Source organism: Microbacterium canaveralium (genome assembly GCF_047238045.1).
Taxonomy (GTDB): domain Bacteria; phylum Actinomycetota; class Actinomycetes; order Actinomycetales; family Microbacteriaceae; genus Microbacterium.
The window spans coordinates 2,205,820-2,223,931 of sequence record NZ_JBDFMA010000003.1; the positions used below are offsets into that span (position 1 = coordinate 2,205,820).

Below are 18,112 nucleotides of genomic sequence, written 5' to 3' on the forward strand. Positions count from 1 at the left end.
CTGGACGCTCGCCCCGGACGTTCCGCCGCGCGAACTCCCGAGACCCGCGCGCCCAGCGGCGCGAATGCGTCCTGCGACTCAGCGCACGATGAGCCGCGGCTCCACGAGCACGTGGGCCGCGCCGGCCGTCGCGGGGCGCGGGGCGACGACCGTCCCCTCCTCCCCCATCAGCAGGTCGAGAGCCCCGGATGCCACGCGCTCGGGTAGCTGCTCGACGCTCGAGAGACCGAGCGCCTCGGCGGCGGGGGTGTTGTCGAAGCCGACGACGGGGACGTCCGCGCGCCCGGCGACCGTCGTGGCGAGGTGCGCGCCGATGGCGAGCGAGTCGCTCGCGCAGACGATCCCGTCCACCTCCGGGTCGTGAGCGAGCCCCGCGGCGATGACGTCGCGGGCGAGGGCGACGTTGTCCTCGACGACCCAGCGCGGACCGGCGGCGGTTCCGACGCTTTCGCGCCAGCCGCGTTCGCGCTCGTCGCCCGTGCCCGAGCCGGTGGGCCAGCCCAGGAAGGCCACGCGTCGAGCCCCGCCGGCGAGGAGGTGCTCGGTCGCGGCGCGCGTGCCGGCGGCCCCATCGACGTCGACCCAGAGATGTGCGGGAGCAGCCACGTCGTCCTCGCCCCACGGACGCCCGAACGACACGAACGGCAGCCCTCGCTCGCTCAGCCACCCCGTGCGCGGGTCACCGTGGAAGGTGCCGGTGACGACGACGGCATCCACTTCTCCCCCCTCGAGCAGGTCGCCGAGGCGGTCGATCTCTTCCTCCGCCGTCCGGGCGGCATACAGGAGCACACGCATGTCGCGCTCACTCGCCCTCTCGGTGAGGGCATGCACGAAGCGGTCGAGCACGACGCCCGCAATCCCGCCGGCGTACGGATCCAGGTGGATGCCGATCGTCGAGCTTCGTCGAGTGCGCAGGCGCCGGGCGGCAGCGTGCGGGCGGTAGCCCAGTTCTGCGATGGCCGCCTCGACACGCAGACGCGTCGTCTCGCGGACGATGCCCGGCGTGTTCACGACGTTGGACACCGTCTGCCGTGACACACCGGCGACGCGTGCCACGTCTTCGACGGTGGGGGCTTTCGTCATCCGGTCCCTCCCGGGGGTCCTCGGTCATCGTAGGGCGGGCGGGATGGCTTGACAGTGTGCCCCACCGATCCGTACTTTAGTCGGACCGGAGTTTGAACGTTCAAACTTTGCCCCTCCGAACACATGCGGAGGGCTCGCATGCCTCATCAAAGGAGAGAGACACATGACACGGCACATCGCCCGCACCTGGCTCGGAGCCGGGGCGCTCCTGGCCACCGGGGCCCTCACGCTCACCGCGTGCGGTTCCGGCTTCACCGACTCGAGCGGCGCCGAGCAGTCCTCCGGCGGCTCGCTTTCGATCCTCATCGGCTCGTCGGGCGACGCCGAGACGCAGGCCGTCGAAGACGCCGTGGCGGCGTGGTCGAAGGAGTCGGGAGTCGACGCGCAGGTCCAGGTCGCGAACGACCTCCCCCAGCAGCTGTCCCAGGGCTTTGCGGCGGGGTCGCCGCCGGACCTGTTCTACCTCGCACCGGAGGCGCTGGCGGGCTACGCCGCGAATGGCTCGATCGCCGCGTACGGCGACGAGCTCGCGAACAAGGACGACTTCTACCCCTCGCTCGTGGAGAACTTCACGGTGGACGGCCAGTTCTTCTGCGCCCCGAAGGACTTCTCCACCCTCGCCCTCGTCATCAACACCGACCTCTGGCAGCAGGCCGGACTCACGGATGCCGACGTCCCCCAGACGTGGGACCAGCTGGCATCCGTTGCTGAGAAACTCACCGCCGACGGTCGCGTCGGCCTGGCCTTCGGCGCCGAGTACCAGCGCGTCGGCGCCTTCATGGCGCAGGCCGGCGGCGGCTTGCTGACCGACGGCGCGGCGACCGCGGACAGCGCGGCCAACGTCGAAGCCCTGCAGTACGTCAAGACGCACCTCGCGGACGGCACGTTCGCCTTCGCCTCCGATGTGGGCGCCGGCTGGGGCGGCGAGGCATTCGGAACCGGGAAGGCCGCGATGACCATCGAGGGCAACTGGATCACGGGCGCCCTCACCGCCGACTACCCCGACGTGAAGTACACGGTGGCCGAGCTCCCCGCCGGCCCCGGAGGCAAGGGCACGCTGCAGTTCACGAACTGCTGGGGCATGGCCGCCGACAGCCCGAACCAGGACAACGCGCGCGCCCTGGCCGAGTACCTCACGGGCACCGACCAGCAGCTGGCGTTCTCGAAGGCGTTCGGACCGATGCCGTCGATCCAGTCCGCCGCCGACGCGTGGTCCAGCGCGAACCCGAACCTGACGGCGTTCCTCGCCGGGGCCGAATACGCCCAGTTCCCGCCGAACATCGCCGGCGCCGCCGACGTCATCACCGACTTCAACGCCCAGTTGGAATCGCTGAAGACCGGTGACCCGCAAGCGATCCTCACCACGGTGCAGGGCAACCTCGAGGCGATCGCCAAGTAGGCGCGACCGTCCATGACCGCTCTCACCACCGCGCGCCGCCGCGTCGGGTCCTCCGGGATCCGGCGCGGCGAGGCCGCCGCCGGCTGGCTCTTCACCGCCCCGGTGCTGATCATCCTCGGCGTGTTCCTCCTCGTCCCGGTGCTCATGGCGCTGTGGGTGAGCTTCTCCGACTGGACCGGCCGGGGCAGTCCCTTCTCCTCGAACGTGAGCTTCGTCGGGCTCGACAACTACGCCGCCGTGACCACCGGCGGCGGACTCGCCGAGCGCGACTTCGGCACGGCGCTGCGAAACAACGCCTGGTACGTGCTCCTCGTCGTCCCGCTGCAGACCGCGCTCTCGCTCTTCCTCGCCGTCCTCGTCAACCGCGCGGTGCTGCGCGGACGCGGATTCTTCCGAACGGCGTTCTACTTCCCCTCCGTCACGAGTTCGGTGGCGATCACGGTCTTGTGGCTGTTCCTCTTCTCCACGTCGGGCGCCGTCAACGAGGTGCTGTCGTGGCTCGGGATCAACGGTCCCAACTGGTTCAGCGACCCGTCGGGAATCGTGCACAACGCGTTCGCGGCCGTGGGGATCACGAGCGCACCCGCCGCTCTCACCGACGGCACGTTCCTCGGCGTCTCATGGTGGGACTGGCTGGGCGGCCCTTCGGTGGCGATGTCGGCCTTCATCCTCATGGCCGTCTTCACGACCTCGGGGACGTTCATGCTCCTCTTCATCGCGGGCCTGCAGAACATCGGCGGCGACGTGCAGGAGGCCGCGATGATGGACGGGGCGAACGGCTGGCAGCGGTTCTGGCGCGTCACGCTCCCCCAGCTGCGCCCCGTGCTGTTCACCGTGTTGACGCTCGGGCTCATCGGCACGTGGCAGGTCTTCGACCAGATCTACACCGGAACCCAGGGTGGCCCCGGCAAGACCACGCTGACCCCCGCCTACCTCAGTTACTCCTCGGCGTTCCTCTCTCAGGAGTGGGGACAGGGCGCGGCGATCGCGTTCGTGCTGTTCGTCATCATCGTCGTCTTGACGATCCTGCAGCGGTGGGTGCTGCGCGAGCGCCCCGTGTCGCGCCGGCGCGTGCGACAGTACGAGGTGCGCGCACCGAAGGGAGGTGCGCGATGACCACCACGGCTTCCCCCGAGACGACCGTCGCGGCGCAGCAGGTCGTCGGCGCGCCCCGGCGCAAGGTCCAGAAGCACCGCATGTCGGGCAAGGCGCTGCGCTGGCAGATCGCGCTCTACGCTCTGCTGTGCGTGCTCGCCCTGATCTACATCTATCCGTTCCTCGTGCAGGTGGCGACGTCCTTCAAGCCGGATGCCGTCGCGGCGACCGACCCGATCTCGCTCGTGCCGCAGCCGTTCACGTGGGCAGCGTACGAACGGCTCTTCCTCCGCTCGGACTTCCCCGTGTGGTTCGCCAATTCGGCGGTGGTGACGGTCTTCGTGACCCTCGGGCGGGTCTTCTTCAACTCCCTCGCCGGGTACGCGCTGGCGCGCCTGCAGTTCCGCGGACGCGGCATCGTCTTCGCCGCCCTGGTGGCGGTCATGGCGGTCCCCGCGGTGGTCCTGCTCATTCCCAAGTTCCTCGTGATCAACCAGCTGGGAATCTACGACTCCTACGCGGGCATGATCCTGCCGCTCCTCGTGGATGCCGCGGGGGTGTTCATCATGAAGAACTTCTTCGAGTCGATCCCCCCGTCCGTCGAGGAGCAGGCACGCATCGACGGTGCGGGAACGTTCCGGATCTTCTGGTCCGTGGTGCTGCCCATGGCCCGGCCCGCGCTCATCACGATCGTGATCCTGTCGTTCCAGGGATCGTGGAACGAACTCAGCCACTTCGTCATCTCCACCCAGTCCCCCGAACTGACCACCCTGACCAAGGGCGTCGCCTCCCTCGCCAGCGGACAGCTCAGCCAGGGCAGTCAGTATCCCCTCAAACTCGCGGCCGCGGCCATCATGACGATCCCGGTCGCCGTGGTGTTCTTCGTCTTCCAGCGCCGCATCATGAACGCCAGTGAAGGAGCCGTCAAAGAATGACCACCGCCCCCGCCGCCTCGACGGACGCGTCGTCCACCACCGCCCCCGCCGACCCCATGTCGCTGCAACCCCTGCTGAGCGACGCCGTGATCGTGCTGCGGGCCCCGACGCAGGTGTGGTCCGACCGCGACGGCACCGTGGGCACGGCGGCCGTGCACGGGATCTACCACGGCGACGTCCGGCACGTTCGAGAGCTGACCGCATCGTGCGACGACTCCGCGATCGAGGGGATCTCCACCGCGCCCGACGGTCCTTCGCGCATCGTGTTCGGCGGCGTACTGCGGGGTCTCGACGACACCACTCCCGACCCCAAGGTGCGCCTGCTCCGCGAACGCACCGTGGTGGACGGTCGTGTCGCCGAGACCTGGACGGTGCGCTCTCGTGTGGACGTTCCGATCCGCACCACGGTGCGCCTGCGTTTCCAGCCCGAGTTCGCTCTGCTGCACGAGGTGAAGTCCGGGCACGCCCGGCCGCAGGCGAGCGAGGTCGAGATCGGCCCGGGTGGGGCGCGCGCGTCCGCTGGGCCGCAGGGACTCGAGCTCGCCGCGGCCGGTGCCGAGGTGGCATCCGGCCCCGAGGGCATCGAAGCCACCTGGCAGGTCGAGGTCCCCGCGTTCGGCGAGGCCACGGTCAGGTGGGAGCTCGCGCTGCGCGACGACACGCTCGTCGTCGGTGGCGCCCAGGCCGCGGCGCGCTGGGATGCGGCGGGCGTCGCCGCACAGGCTCCCGATCCCCGTCTGGCACGGTGGCTCACCACGGCCCTCGGCGACCTGGATGCGCTCCGGCTGGTGCTTCCGGACGACCCGGAGGACGAGTTCTTCGCCGCCGGCGCGCCGTGGTTCTTCACCCTGTTCGGCCGCGACTCCATCTGGGCCGCGCGCCTCGCGCTGCCGCTCGACCTCGATATCGCGGCATCCACTCTGCGTGTCCTCGCGCGCCTGCAGGGCACGGTCGACGACGCGCAGACCGCAGAGGAGCCCGGCAAGATCCTGCACGAACTGCGCTCGTCGTCGCTGGAGATCCCGAGCGAGGGCATCTCGCTGCCCCCGCGCTATTACGGCAGCGTCGACTCCACGCCGCTGTGGATCTGCCTTCTCGCCGATGCGTGGCGCGCGGGACTCCCCGCCGATGACGTGCGCGCGCTGCTTCCGGCCCTGCGCGGTGCCCTCGGCTGGATCCGCGACAGCGGCGACAGCGACGGCGACGGCTTCCTCGACTACATCGATCGCCTCGGGACGGGCCTCGCGAACCAGGGCTGGAAGGATTCCGGCGACTCCATCCAGTGGCGCGACGGTTCGCTCGCCGAAGGTCCGATCGCCCTGTGCGAAGTGCAGGCCTACGCGTACGAGGCCGCCCTCGCCGGTGCAGAACTCCTCGAGGAGCTCGGCGACGACCGGGATACCGCCGATGTCGCGTTCTGGCGGTCATGGGCGGCCGACCTCAAGACGCGCTTCGCTAACGCGTACTGGATCGAGACCCCCGAGGGCCGCTACCCGGCCGTCGCTCTGGACCGCGAGAAGCGGCCGGTCGACACCCTCACGAGCAACATCGGTCACCTGATCGGCACCGGCATCCTGGATGCCGATGACGAGGCGCACGTCGCGGAGCTGCTGCGCGGCGAGTCGATGTCGAGCGGATACGGCATCCGGACGATGTCGACCGGCGCGGCCGGGTACTGGCCGCTGTCGTATCACGGGGGGAGCGTGTGGGTGCACGACACCGCGATCGCCGTCCACGGCATGCGGCGGGCGGGACTGGACGACTCCGCCCGCGCGGTCGTCGAGCAATTGCTGGATGCCGCCGAGGGCTTCGCCTACCGCGTGCCCGAGCTGCACTCCGGCGACCCGCGATCGGAGACCTCCGTTCCGACGCCGTATCCCGCAGCGTGCCGACCCCAAGCGTGGTCGGCGGCGGCCGCCGTCGTGTGTCTCACGGTGCTCGACCCGCGGGACTGACCCCACCTCCTCGGAGTCCAGGACACGCGGATGCCGCCCGATCGCATCGGCGTGTTCTGGACACGGGACGTCTCTGCGGGGCACGGCACGCGGGCGAGCCACGCAGCCCACGCGACGCGCGCGTGGTCAACTCCGAGTATCAGGCGACGGGCGCGACCGTCCCGCCGGTGAGGCGCACGAGCTCGTCGAAGGTGAGCGGGAAGACGGTCTGCGGTGTTCCGCCGGCAGCCCAGATCCGCGGGTACGCCGCGAGGTCCTCGTCGACGATCGTGGTGATCGGCTCCGGGTGCCCGGTGGGCGCGACACCGCCGATCGGCTGACCGGTCGCCGCGAGCACCTGCTCGGGCGTCGCCCGGCGGATGCCCCCGCGCCCGAGGCGTCCGGCGAGAGCCGTCGTGTCGACCCGGTGCGCGCCGCTCGTCATCACCAGGAGCGGTTCGTCGTCGCTCCAGAACACCAGGCTGTTGGCGATCGCGCCGACCTCGATACCGAGCGCTTCCGCGGCGAGCACCGCGGTGTGCGCGGCTTCCGGGAGGACGACGATCTCCCCGAGGATCCCCGCCTGCTGCAAGGCGGCGGCGACCAGACGACTGCGGGCGGGAAGCGGGGTGCTCATCGCGCCAGCATAGGGCGCTCACCCGTCCCGTTCCCGGGCGGGGCGGAACGCGCGCCGCGGCCCGGCGCGGGTCAGAATGGAAGGGATGCCGCAACGCCGCGGCATCCCTGACAGTGCCGCCCACAAGGCGACCGACCAAAGGATCGCGATGACCAACGCCCTCCCCCTGCCCGAATTCGCCCACGAGCGCGTGGAGGCGGTGACCGGACGCCGAAGCGGTCTGTTCATCGCCGTCGCGCTGCATTCCTCGGTGCTCGGCTCCGCCCTCGGCGGCGCCCGCCTGTGGACCTACCCGCACTGGAGCGACGCCCTCGGCGACGCCCTTCGCCTCTCCGCCGCGATGACGCTGAAGAACGCCGCGGCCGGGCTCGACGCCGGCGGCGGGAAGTCGGTCATCGGCCTCCCGGAGGGCACGATGCTCGACGCGGACCGTCGTCGCGCCGCGTTCCTCGACCTCGGTGACGTCGTCGAGAGCCTCGGCGGGCTCTACCGCACGGCCGAGGACGTGGGCTCCACCACCGACGACATGCTGGTTGTGAGCGAACGCACGGCACACGTCGTCGGCCTCCCCGATGCGGTCGGCGGCTCGGGCGAGCCCGCGGGCCCGACCAGCCTCGGTGTGTACGCGTCACTGGTGGCCACGCTCGAGCGCGCGGTGGGTTCCGGCGACGTCCGCGGTCGTCGGATCACGGTCGCCGGTCTTGGGCAGGTGGGCAGCCGCCTCGCGGAGCGGCTGGCCGCCGAGGGGGCGGTGCTGACGGTCACCGACGTCAATCCCGCGAAGCGTGCCCTGGCCGCGACTCTCGGCGCCTCCTGGGTGGAGCCGGGCGAGGCGCACCTCATCGCCGCGGACCTGTTCGTCCCCGCGGGGATCGGCGGCGTCCTCACGGAGGACGTGATCGATGCGCTCGACGCGCGTGCCGTCTGCGGGCCCGCGAACAACCCCCTCGCGGAGCGCTCCGGCGCCGACCGGTTGGCCGCGCGCGGGATCCTCTACGCCCCCGATTTCGTCGTCAACGCCGGCGGTGTGATCTACCTCGATCTCGAGGCCAAGCAGCTCGGATCACGCGAGACGATCATGCGACGCGTCGCGGGCATCGGCGACACCCTTCGGCGCGTTTTCGACGAGGCCGAAGCCCGCGGGGTGACCCCCCTCGCCGCTGCGGAGGGGCTCGCGGGCGAGCGCCTGCGCACCGGCGCTTCCGCCGACGCCCTCGTCTGAAACGAAGAAGAACCCCGGATGCCTCGGCATCCGGGGTTCTTCTTGTCTGTCAGTGGGCCGCGTCGTAGGCCTCGAGCACCGTCGATGAGATGCGACCGCGGGAATTGATCGAGTAGCCGTTCGCCTCCGCCCAGACGCGCACGTCGCCGAGGTCGCGGGAGGATTCGGAGCGGGCTTTCGTGGTTCGTCGCGCGCTCGCCGGAACGGAACCCAGAGGGCGGCCCGCCGAAACGAAGGGCTCGAATGCATGACGAAGCTTCGTCGCATTCTCGGTAGAGAGATCGATTTCGTAGGCGCGACCCTCGACAGAGAAATGAATGGTCGTCCCGTGGTCGATGATCGACCCGTCGAGATCGTCGATGAGTTGCGTGATCTGCTTCTTTGCCATGCCGGCAATTGTATGTCGCCGAGATGTGCACAATCCGTGAGAAGCAACGGACTTCACCCCTGAAATAACCCCGCTGAACCCAGCGCGGTCATTCTCCGCGCGATCGCGCTCCGCCCTCGATGGTGGAGATGCGGTGGTCTTCGCCGTGAGTGAGTTCGGCCGAGAGAAAATCCGGGTCGAGCGGAAGCAGGAGCGAGAACTGCGCGAATGCGGAGACCCGAAGAATTGCCTCGTCGATGCGCACGTCGAGGACGTGTCCGCCCACGAGTCGGTCGGCACTCAAGAAATGCAGATGGAGACCGGCGACCGTGATGCCCTGATAGATGCCCGGCATCCAGAATCCCACGATCACGCCCGCGCGGTCGATCGTCTCCGTTTCGATCTGCTCGGCGGCGACGGCGGCGAGTGGACGCGCAGGCACTCCTTCGCGGGCCGTGACGCGCGTCCGGATGCGTGCCACCACGCCGTCGATCCGCACCGCGTGGAACAGATTCCGGCTAAGGAGCCGGTCCTCGACGGCGGCGGTGAGGGCGTCGAGGTCGGCATCGACCACCGACTCCCCCGCCACCTCACCGAAATGACAGACGTCGGCGAACGGCAGCGTTTCGTCGTCGGCCATGCGACGAGGAGCGGAATCCACCGTGCATTCGAAGGCCTCGCCGTCGATGAGAAGGACTTCGCCGCCCAGACCTTCGCAGCAGCCGATTCCGGTGTCGCCCCATCGACGGAGCTGGGAAACCGGGATGCCCGAGGAGTAGACCCCGGTCATCAGCGCGTCCAGAACGGCGAACTGGGTCACCGCACCGTCACGCAGCGGCGTTCCGCCCTCCGTCGATGGCACGCCGTCGGTCTCAGGAATTGGCGGCGCCGTAGGCCTCGAGCACGGTGGCGGGAATGCGCCCACGATCGCTCACGGTGTGCCCGTTCGCACGTGCCCATTCACGGACGGCCGCCAGATCGATGTCGCTCGACCGACGCGAGGAGCGCGCGCGGCGCGGCGTGGACGTCGCCCGGCCGACGGGGCGTGCGACGTCCACGAAAGGCGCGACGGCGGCGTAGAACTTGTCGGCATTGCGGTCGGAGAGGTCGATTTCGTAGGAGCGACCCTCGACCGAGAAAGTGATCTGCTTTCCGTCCCCTTCTTCGAGAACGGTTCCGTCGAGATCGTCAACAAGATGTGTGATGTGCTTAATCGCCATGATATGGAGAACCATACACCTTTGATCTATTCGGAGCCGAAGCGCCTGTGGATGTGCTAGCTCACCGTCGGGCAGAAGACCACCGATAGGCACGATGCCGACGACCCCACTATCCTCCCGGGGTGGCGTTCGCTCCTGGAACGCCCTGGACAGAGGAAGTGCCGAGTGAGTCTTTTCCGCACGAAGTCGGTGGAGCAATCCATCGCCGATACCGATGAGCCGGAGTTCCGGCTGAAGAAGTCCCTCAGCGCTCTCGACCTCACCGTCTTCGGCGTGGGTGTCGTGATCGGCGCGGGGATCTTCACGCTCACCGGCCGCGCCGCGCACGAGGTCGCGGGGCCCGCGATCGTCTTGAGTTTCGTGGTCGCCGCCATCGCGTGCGGACTCGCCGCGATGTGTTACGCGGAGTTCGCCTCCACCGTCCCGGTCTCCGGGTCGGCGTACACGTTCTCCTACGCCTCTCTCGGCGAACTGTTCGCCTGGATCATCGGCTGGGATCTGATCCTCGAGATGTTCCTCGGCGCCAGTGTCGTCGCGCAGGGATGGAGCGCGTACCTCAGCGCATTCCTGGGGCAGCTCGGTATCGTCCTCCCCCAGGAGGTCGCGTACGGGGGTGTGATCGATCTGCCCGCGGTCCTCCTCGTCCTCGTGCTCGGCGGCCTCATGACGCTCGGCATCAAGGAGTCGCTGCGCGTGAACCTTGTGCTGGTCGCGGTGAAGCTGTTCATCGTCCTGTTCGTGATCGTGGCGGGTCTGATGTTCGTCAATCCCGCCAACTACCAGCCCTTCATCCCGGACAGTCAAGCCAGCGAGACCGCATCGGGCCTGACGCAACCGCTATTGCAGTTCCTGTCGGGTCTCGAGCCCGCGACGTTCGGTGTGGGCGGCATCCTCGCCGGGGCCGCACTGGTCTTCTTCGCCTACATCGGCTTCGACGTCGTGGCCACGACCGCCGAGGAGACGAAGAAGCCGCAGCGCGACATGCCGATCGGCATCATCGCCTCGCTCGTGATCTGCACGGTCCTCTACTGCGCCGTCGCCCTCGTCGTGACCGGGATGGTCTCGTACCGCGACCTCGACCCCGCCGCCGCCCTCGCGAATGCGTTCGTCTACCACGGGCAGGGGTGGATGGCCACGGTGATCTCGGCCGGAGCCGTCGCGGGCCTCACCACGGTGGTGCTGACGCTGCTCATCGGTGCCACGCGCATCATCTTCGCGATGTCCCGCGACGGCCTGCTCCCCCAGCGCCTCGCGAAGGTGCACCCTCGATTCCGCACTCCCTGGGTGATTTCGATCGTCGTGACGATCATCGTGGCGATCGTGGCAGGCGTCACTCCCGTCGGTGTTCTGGAAGAGATGGTCAACATCGGCACGCTCTCGGCCTTCGTGCTCGTGTCGATCGGTGTCGTCGTGCTGCGGCGCACTCGTCCCGACCTGAAGCGCGGGTTCCGTGTGCCCCTGAGCCCCGTGCTGCCGATCCTCTCTGCCCTCGTCTGCACGTATCTCATGCTCAACCTGTCGGTCGAGACGTGGTTGCGGTTCCTCATCTGGCTGGCGCTCGGATTCGTCATCTACTTCGCCTACTCCCGAGGTCACACCCGCGTGGGCACCGGCGACTTCCTCGACCCGTCGAAGCCACGGGTGGTCGGACCTCCCACGCCGTAGACCTGCGACAGCGGATGCCACGACGCGCCTCGTCGTGGCATCCGCTGTCTCAACCGGTCGAGAACCGCTCCACACCGAGGACGCCGAGCAGGCGGATCTTCTCCTCCGCCTCACTGCGCGGCTCGGGGGTCAGCACGAGCAACGCCTGGCCGCGATCCTCCGTGAACAGCACCTGGCAGTCGACCTCGATCTCGCCGAGCTCGGGGTGCACGAGCACCTTGTGGTCGGCGAACCGCTGCGCGACCTCCTGCCGTTCCCACAGCAGACGGAACTCCTCACTGCGCGCGAGGAGCTCGGCCACGAGCTCCCCCGCGGTCGACGCCGGGCCGAGGATGCCGTAGGCCGAACGCAGCCCCGCCACGATCGCGCGACTCTGACGCTCACGGTCGTGCTCGGGATAGATCGCACGGTCCCCGTGCGGAGCCACGAACCACCGCCACGCCTCGAACCGCGCCCACCCCCGGGCACTGACGTGATCGCCGAGCAGGGCGATGCCGAGGGCGTTCTGAGCCAGCGTCTCGCCGAGATGCGAGATCACCAGGGCCGGGGTGTCCGACAATCGCGCGAACACCCGCTGCAGGGCCGGCGTGATGTGATCCGCGCGGCCGAGCCGGTCCGGCACGGCGTGCCCGGCAAGACGGAAGAGGTAGTCGCGCTCGTCGCTGGTCAGGCGGAGCGCTCGCGCGAGCGCCGCGAGGACCGGGGTGCTCGGCTGGGGGCCGCGTTGCTGTTCCAGGCGTGTGTAATAGTCGACCGACATCGACGCGGCGGCCGCGACCTCTTCCCGCCGGAGCCCCGCCGTCCGCCGTCGCGGGCCCTCGGTCAACCCGACGTCGGCGGGGCGCAGCGCCTCGCGACGCGCCCGCAGGAAGTCCGCCATTCCCGTCCGATCCATCCCCCTATCCTGCTCGGTCGGGCGGGCGGCATCCAGGGATCGCGGGTCCCCCGACGGGAGGGGCCTGGATGCCGCTCGCCCACCGCCGAAGACTCGAGACATGAACATCACCGGAAACACCGTTTTCATCCCTGGAGCCACCAGCGGCATCGGCCTCGCCCTCGCCGAGCGTCTCCACGCCGCGGGCAACAGCGTCATCGTGGGCGGACGCCGCCAGGCGCTCCTCGACGAGATCGCCGCGACGCACCCGGGCATCGACACCGTGCGCATCGACACCGCGGACGCACAGTCGATCACCGACGCCACGCGTGTCGTCGTGGAGCGACACCCCGAGCTGAACGTTCTGGTCACGATGGCCGGCATCATGCGGGTCGAGGACTGGACGAGCGGCACGGACGTTCTCGCCTCCGCCGAGGAGATGGTCACGACCAATGTCCTCGGACCGCTGCGCCTCATCGCCGCCCTCCTGCCACACCTTCAGCGACAGCCGGACGCCACCGTGATGACGGTGTCGTCGGGTCTCGCCTTCGTTCCGCTGCGCGTGACGCCGACCTACAACGCGACCAAGGCGGCGATCCACATGTTCAGCGAATCGCTGCGGCTCCAGCTCGAGGGCACGTCGGTAGCGGTGCTCGAGCTCGAACCGCCGTCCGTCGCGACCGACCTGCTCCCCGGTCAGCGCGAGAGCGCGTTCGCTATGCCGCTGGACGAGTTCGCCGACGAGGTCATATCGATCCTCCGCGACCGTCCGCAGGATCAGGAGATCCAGGTCGAGCGCGTCGCCTTCCTCCGGCATGCCGAGGCACGGGGCGACTACGCCGAGACCGTCCGCGCCGTCAACGCTGCCGACCCGCACTGACGGCAGCACGCCCCCCAGGACCAGGGGCCGCCGCTTCGATCCCGTAGGGTGAGAAAACCGACGACCACTGCTCTTGGGGGGCTCCATGGGGATCGCACGCACGTGGGTCCTTCCGATTCTGCGCATGCTTCTGGTGGCGATCATCGCCGCCGCATTGATCAAGCTGGCGTTCTTTCCCGACGGGCCCGCCGAGGCCGATCCGGCCCAGCCGACCGGGACCATCGTCGAACCGACGGTCGCGGTGGCCTCGGGCACGATCACGAATGACGTGGTGATCAAGGCCACGGTGTCGGCCGACCCGGCGGTCCCGCTGAAGTCGACCGCGGCAGGCACGGTCAACAAGATCTTCGTCGCCCAGGGCGCGGCCGTCGCCCAGGGCGACGTGATCTTCAACGTCAAGGTGCCGATCGAGCGCGACCCGGCCGACAGCGTGGATGCCGAGGGCAAGCCGAAGCCGGCGATCTTCCGTTACGAGGACGTCGAGGCGCCCATCGGCGGCACGCTCAGCTCCCTGTCTGTCATCGCGGGTCAGGAGATCGCTGTCGGTGCGGCAGCCGGCAACGTCGCGCCGCCGTCGTTCTCGGTCTCGGGCAGTCTCGAGCCGGCGCAGCAGTACCGCCTGCTGAATCGCCCCGGAGACGCGAGTGTCACGATCACCGGCGGCCCCGCGGCGTTCACGTGCACGAACCTGCGGATCTCGACGCCGTTGGCCGGGAGTTCCGCGGAAGACACCACCTCTGCCGCCGCGGGCGGTGCGGGTACCGCGGGCTCGAGCACCACGGCGACCTGCGCCGTGCCGGGCGACGTCACCGTCTTCGCGGGACTTGCCGCCGAGATGACGATCGCCGGAGGCAAGGCGGAGAACGTCCTCGTGGTCCCCACGACCGCCGTTCGCGGAGCCGCGCAGAGCGGTTCGGTGTGGGTCTCGACCGCGGACGGGGCGACCGAGGAGCGCCCGGTGGCGCTCGGCCTCACCGACGGTACCCAGGTGCAGATCACCGAAGGGCTCACCGAGGGCGAGGAGATCCTCGAGTTCGCGCCGGGCGCCATGGGGACCGCGCCGGACGGGTGCACCACCTACCCGGACGGATCGATGTACTGCGAACCGGCTGCGCAGCCGTGAGCCTGCTGGAGCTGCGCGAGGTCACTCGCACGGTCATCCCCCCGGACCAACCCGCCCTGACGATCCTGTCGGGTGTCGACCTCACGATCGACCCCAGGGACCACGTCTCGATCGTCGGCCGCTCCGGCTCGGGAAAGTCGACGTTGCTGAACCTGTTGGGTCTTCTCGACCTGCCCACGAGCGGTGAGGTCACCTTCGACGGAGAGCCGGTCCGACGGCTGTCGACGGCGCGACGCGATCGCCTTCGCGGTGCGGCCGTCGGGTTCGTCTTCCAGCAGTTCAACCTGCTGCAGGGACGCACCGCACTGGAGAACGTCACGATGCCGTTGCTCTACTCCAGCGGACGCACGTTCTGGCGGCGCACGAAAGTCGCCGCCGAGATGCTGGATCTGGTGGGCCTCGGTCACCGCCTCCACAGCATGCCCGACCGGCTGTCGGGCGGGGAACAGCAGCGCGTCGCGATCGCCCGGTCCCTCGTGCGCGGCCCGCGCCTCATCCTCGCCGACGAACCGACCGGCGCGCTCGACCTCGATACCGGACAGAGCGTCATGCAGCTGATCGACGACGTCGCCGAGAGCACCGGCGCCGCTCAGGTGATCATCACGCACGACCCGATGATCGCGCGACGCGCCCGCCGACACTTCCGCTTGGATCGCGGCATCCTGACCCCCGTCGACGACCCCGCGTTCGAGCCGCGCACGCGTCGCGACGTCCGGGAGATGGCGCCCACCGCGCCCGACGCCGACATCGAGGAGAACCCCTGATGCGTGCGCTGTCGAGCCTCGTCGGCTCGCTCCTGGAGGCGTGGCAGGAGGTGCGCGTGCACCGCACGCGCGTGCTCCTGTCGCTCATCGGCGTCGCCGTGGCGGTGTGCTCCCTCGCGACCGTCGTCGCCCTCGGGGCGATCGTCCAGCAGGCGAACCAGGAGATGAGCGAACGCCAAGGCGGTCGTCCCGCGAGCCTGAACGTGTCCGCCTTCCGTTCCGACGGCGAGATCGATCCGGCGCGGATGGATGCCGCCTGGAAGGACGTCATCGAGCGGTACGGCATCACCTACGCGACACGCGCGCAGCAGACGTCGCAGCTGGTTCCGTTCGTCAGCGGCGTCGCCCAGGTCGCGACGCAGGCGGTGGATCAGCCGTACGGAGAGATGCACCGCGTCAGAATGCTCGAGGGCGAGTGGTTCACGCCCGTGGATGCCGAGCAGCTGGCGCCGCGACTCATCGTCAACCAGATCTTCTGGGACCGGATGGGACGCCCCGACCTGTCCACCCACCCCGTCGTGGCCCTGGGCGGACAGGCCGTTCCCGGCGCGCCGTCCGGGATCGCCCCGGGCGGGACCACGGCCGTCGTCGTGGGGGTCACGCCGTCACTCACCTGGGAGACCGAGCCGTCGATGTTCATGCTCGCCGCTCAGGCCCAAGCCGTTCAGGATGCCGCGATCGGGCGCAGCGGCGCCGACGCCACCGCGAGCTCGCCGTACGGCGGGGCTCCGCAGTCGCAGTACGAGATGTGGGTGCCACCCGAGCTCGCGGATCAGCTGACCACCCTCGTCACGCGCGACCTCACCGCCGCGCTCGGCGACGGCGCGCAGGTGAATGTCAGCCGGCAGGACTGGGCCGCGTACGGTGAGGACCCGTTCCTCGTGACCAAGATGGTCGTCATCGGCATCGCCGTGCTCGTTCTTCTCCTGGGAGCGCTCGGCCTGGTGAACATCGCACTGGTGACCGTGAAGCAGCGCGTACGCGAGATCGGCATCCGCCGCAGCTTCGGCGCCACCGCCGGCCGCGTGTTCTTCGCGGTGATGATGGAGAGCGTCGTCGCCACCGTCGTCGCGGGAGCCGTCGGGGTGATGGCATCCATTCTCATCGTGCAGTCGCCGTGGCTGCGCGATCTCGTCGGCCAGGGCATGGTGAGCGACTTCCCCCCGTTCCCGGTGGATGCCGCTGTCACCGGGCTGGCTGCCGCGACCGCGGTGGGAGCACTCGCCGGGCTGCTGCCGGCGCTCGTCGCCGTGCGCGTGAAGGTGATCGAGGCCATCCGATACTGACCCGTCGGCGGTGTGCACTCGACCGGTGTCGCCGCCCACCCGGCTCGTGCCCGCGACGATGCGCCACGCCGCTCGGGGCCGCCCGCCGCCGGAGAAGCGGTTCGCACGACGGGTTGTCTCTGCGCACGCGGTATCAGCTGCTTGCGACCCATGAACGAACTGCTTGAATCTTCGCGCCATGGGGTTTGACGACAACGCAACGGCGCCATGATCGAGCGCCGTTCTCAGCGGAAGGACGATGAAGGGTGACCCATTCGCGCAGCAGGATCGGTCTGACGGCACGCGTCGCCACCGCCGCCACGGTCGTTGTCGGAGCGGTCGCGGTTCCTCCGGCCGCGTCCGCGCTCAGCACCGCCGATGTGACGGTCGAGGGATCAGCCCTCGCCGGCACCACCCGCGCCGGCGGGGTCTTCGATGTCGTGGTGCGGGCCCCCGCGGGCGTCACGGTGAAATTCAAGCTCGACGGGACGTATCTCGGACAGGACTCGACGGCTCCCTTCACCTGGCCCATCCGCACGACGGCCGGTCCACACACCGTCAACGTGCGATGGGAGGACGAGGGCGGCCGCCACGAGACCGACGCGACGTTCTCCGTCGCGACGGCGGTCTCCACGGGTCCCGCGCAGCCCGCACCGAGCCCAGCCGCCCCGTCACCTACCTCGCCGTCACCTACCTCACCGGCACCGACTTCACCGGCACCGAGCCCGGCCGCCCCGTCCCCGACCTCCGGTGCCGATCGCGCGACAGTGACAGTCTCGACGTCGGCGCAGCTGGCCGCCGCGCTCTCCTCGGCGACGGCAGGACAGACGATCCGGCTGAACGACGGTACCTACACCGGCCGATTCGCCGCGACGGCTTCGGGTACGGTGGCGCAGCCGATCACGCTCACCGGCTCGCCCCGCGCCGTGCTGACGACGGGAAAGACCTCGGCGGGCTATGCCCTGCACGTCACCGGAGACCACTGGAACATCTCGGGGTTGACCGTGACCCGCGCGGCGAAGGGAATCGTCCTCGACGGCTCCAGCTACACCGTCGTCGACGGGGTCGACGTCGGCAGCATCGGCGAGGAAGCGGTGCACCTGCGCACCGGTAGTACGCACGTAACCGTCCGCAATTCGCGCATCCATGACACAGGACTGACCAACCCGTCGTACGGCGAGGGGATCTACGTCGGAAGCGCGAAAAGCAACTGGGCGTCCGTCATGGGCTCCTCCGGCACGCCAGACCGCTCCGACGACGCCCGGATCCTCGGCAACACGATCTCCCGCACCTCCGCCGAAGGCATCGACATCAAGGAAGGGACCACGGGTGGCGTCGTAAGCGGGAATACCTTCACGGACGCCGGCTACTCGGGCCAGAACTACGGAGACTCGTGGGTCGACGTGAAAGGCAACGGTTATCTTCTCGAGGGGAACCGCGGATCCGGCACCCTCCTCGATGCCTTCCAGGTGCACGTCGCCCTGTCCGGGTGGGGACAGAACAACGTGTTCCGCCACAACGTCGTCACCGGGGGCGTCCCCGGCTACGAGGTATCCGTCCAGTCAGGCGCGATCGCAACCATCGTCGCCTGCGCACCCTCCGGCGCAGCGAAGGGCCTGACCAACATCACGTGCACCGGCTGACACCGC

Annotated in this window: 17 protein-coding genes; 11 read left to right on the forward strand and 6 right to left on the reverse strand. The window is 69.5% G+C overall.

What is annotated here, in order from left to right; genetic code table 11:
* Positions 1 to 78: 78 nt before the first annotated feature.
* On the reverse strand, positions 79 to 1,083 hold the full coding sequence (locus tag ABC271_RS11545; RefSeq protein WP_412925002.1) for a LacI family DNA-binding transcriptional regulator: 1,005 nt from the start codon (positions 1,081 to 1,083) through the stop codon (positions 79 to 81).
* 163 nt (positions 1,084 to 1,246) lie between these two features.
* On the opposite strand from ABC271_RS11545, the gene ABC271_RS11550 reads away from it, so the two are divergent.
* The 4 genes from ABC271_RS11550 (at position 1,247) to ABC271_RS11565 (ending at position 6,467) form a co-directional block, all read left to right on the forward strand.
* Positions 1,247 to 2,482, forward strand: coding sequence for a sugar ABC transporter substrate-binding protein (locus ABC271_RS11550; protein WP_412925003.1), 1,236 nt, complete (start codon positions 1,247 to 1,249; stop codon positions 2,480 to 2,482).
* Between the two features lie 12 nt (positions 2,483 to 2,494).
* Positions 2,495 to 3,598 carry a carbohydrate ABC transporter permease gene (locus tag ABC271_RS11555; RefSeq protein WP_412925004.1) on the forward strand — a complete coding sequence of 368 codons (1,104 nt, stop codon included), beginning with the start codon at positions 2,495 to 2,497 and terminating at the stop codon, positions 3,596 to 3,598.
* Between the two features lie 80 nt (positions 3,599 to 3,678).
* Positions 3,679 to 4,512 carry a carbohydrate ABC transporter permease gene (locus ABC271_RS11560; protein WP_412926150.1) on the forward strand — a complete coding sequence of 278 codons (834 nt, stop codon included), beginning with the start codon at positions 3,679 to 3,681 and terminating at the stop codon, positions 4,510 to 4,512.
* Entirely contained in the window at positions 4,509 to 6,467 is a 1,959-nt protein-coding gene (locus ABC271_RS11565; protein WP_412925005.1) for a glycogen debranching N-terminal domain-containing protein, read from the forward strand. The genes ABC271_RS11560 and ABC271_RS11565 overlap by 4 nt, the downstream gene beginning before the upstream one ends.
* Positions 6,468 to 6,606: 139 nt before the next feature.
* Here the strand turns inward: ABC271_RS11565 and ABC271_RS11570 are convergent, their stop codons facing one another.
* Positions 6,607 to 7,083 carry a YbaK/EbsC family protein gene (locus ABC271_RS11570; RefSeq protein ID WP_412925006.1) on the reverse strand — a complete coding sequence of 159 codons (477 nt, stop codon included), beginning with the start codon at positions 7,081 to 7,083 and terminating at the stop codon, positions 6,607 to 6,609.
* A 148-nt stretch (positions 7,084 to 7,231) separates the two neighbouring features.
* Here ABC271_RS11570 and ABC271_RS11575 point away from each other — a divergent pair, with 148 nt between their 5' ends.
* Entirely contained in the window at positions 7,232 to 8,305 is a 1,074-nt protein-coding gene (locus ABC271_RS11575) for a Glu/Leu/Phe/Val dehydrogenase family protein (RefSeq protein WP_412926151.1), read from the forward strand.
* Positions 8,306 to 8,354: 49 nt separating this feature from the next.
* Here ABC271_RS11575 and ABC271_RS11580 read toward each other — a convergent pair whose 3' ends face one another.
* The 3 genes from ABC271_RS11580 to ABC271_RS11590 form a co-directional block, all read right to left on the reverse strand.
* A complete protein-coding gene (locus tag ABC271_RS11580) occupies positions 8,355 to 8,693 on the reverse strand; it encodes a histone-like nucleoid-structuring protein Lsr2 (RefSeq protein ID WP_412925007.1) in 339 nt (112 codons plus the stop codon).
* A gap of 88 nt (positions 8,694 to 8,781) precedes the next feature.
* The gene (locus ABC271_RS11585; RefSeq protein ID WP_412925008.1) at positions 8,782 to 9,534 is read right to left on the reverse strand and encodes an acetolactate decarboxylase; all 753 of its coding nucleotides are present in this window, start codon (positions 9,532 to 9,534) and stop codon (positions 8,782 to 8,784) included.
* 10 nt (positions 9,535 to 9,544) lie between these two features.
* Positions 9,545 to 9,892, reverse strand: coding sequence for a histone-like nucleoid-structuring protein Lsr2 (locus ABC271_RS11590; protein ID WP_412925009.1), 348 nt, complete (start codon positions 9,890 to 9,892; stop codon positions 9,545 to 9,547).
* Between the two features lie 165 nt (positions 9,893 to 10,057).
* On the opposite strand from ABC271_RS11590, the gene ABC271_RS11595 reads away from it, so the two are divergent.
* Positions 10,058 to 11,557: an amino acid permease gene (locus ABC271_RS11595; protein WP_412925010.1), complete on the forward strand. Its 1,500-nt coding sequence runs from the start codon at positions 10,058 to 10,060 to the stop codon at positions 11,555 to 11,557.
* A 49-nt stretch (positions 11,558 to 11,606) separates the two neighbouring features.
* On the opposite strand, the gene ABC271_RS11600 is transcribed toward ABC271_RS11595, so the two are convergent.
* Entirely contained in the window at positions 11,607 to 12,452 is an 846-nt protein-coding gene (locus ABC271_RS11600) for a helix-turn-helix transcriptional regulator (protein ID WP_412925011.1), read from the reverse strand.
* Positions 12,453 to 12,552: 100 nt separating this feature from the next.
* Between ABC271_RS11600 and ABC271_RS11605 the strand changes: the two genes are divergently transcribed.
* The 5 genes from ABC271_RS11605 to ABC271_RS11625 all read left to right on the forward strand — a co-directional run bounded on the left by ABC271_RS11605 (position 12,553) and on the right by ABC271_RS11625 (position 18,106).
* A complete protein-coding gene (locus ABC271_RS11605; protein WP_412925012.1) occupies positions 12,553 to 13,311 on the forward strand; it encodes an SDR family oxidoreductase in 759 nt (252 codons plus the stop codon).
* 85 nt (positions 13,312 to 13,396) lie between these two features.
* Positions 13,397 to 14,434, forward strand: coding sequence for a permuted SH3 domain-containing protein (locus ABC271_RS11610; RefSeq protein WP_412925013.1), 1,038 nt, complete (start codon positions 13,397 to 13,399; stop codon positions 14,432 to 14,434).
* Positions 14,431 to 15,198, forward strand: a complete 768-nt coding sequence (locus ABC271_RS11615; protein WP_412925014.1) for an ABC transporter ATP-binding protein — start codon at positions 14,431 to 14,433, stop codon at positions 15,196 to 15,198. Before ABC271_RS11610 ends, ABC271_RS11615 begins: the two co-directional genes overlap by 4 nt.
* Positions 15,198 to 16,484, forward strand: coding sequence for an ABC transporter permease (locus ABC271_RS11620; protein WP_412925015.1), 1,287 nt, complete (start codon positions 15,198 to 15,200; stop codon positions 16,482 to 16,484). Before ABC271_RS11615 ends, ABC271_RS11620 begins: the two co-directional genes overlap by 1 nt.
* A 245-nt stretch (positions 16,485 to 16,729) precedes the next feature.
* On the forward strand, positions 16,730 to 18,106 hold the full coding sequence (locus ABC271_RS11625; RefSeq protein ID WP_412925016.1) for a right-handed parallel beta-helix repeat-containing protein: 1,377 nt from the start codon (positions 16,730 to 16,732) through the stop codon (positions 18,104 to 18,106).
* The last annotated feature ends 6 nt before the right edge of the window (positions 18,107 to 18,112 follow it).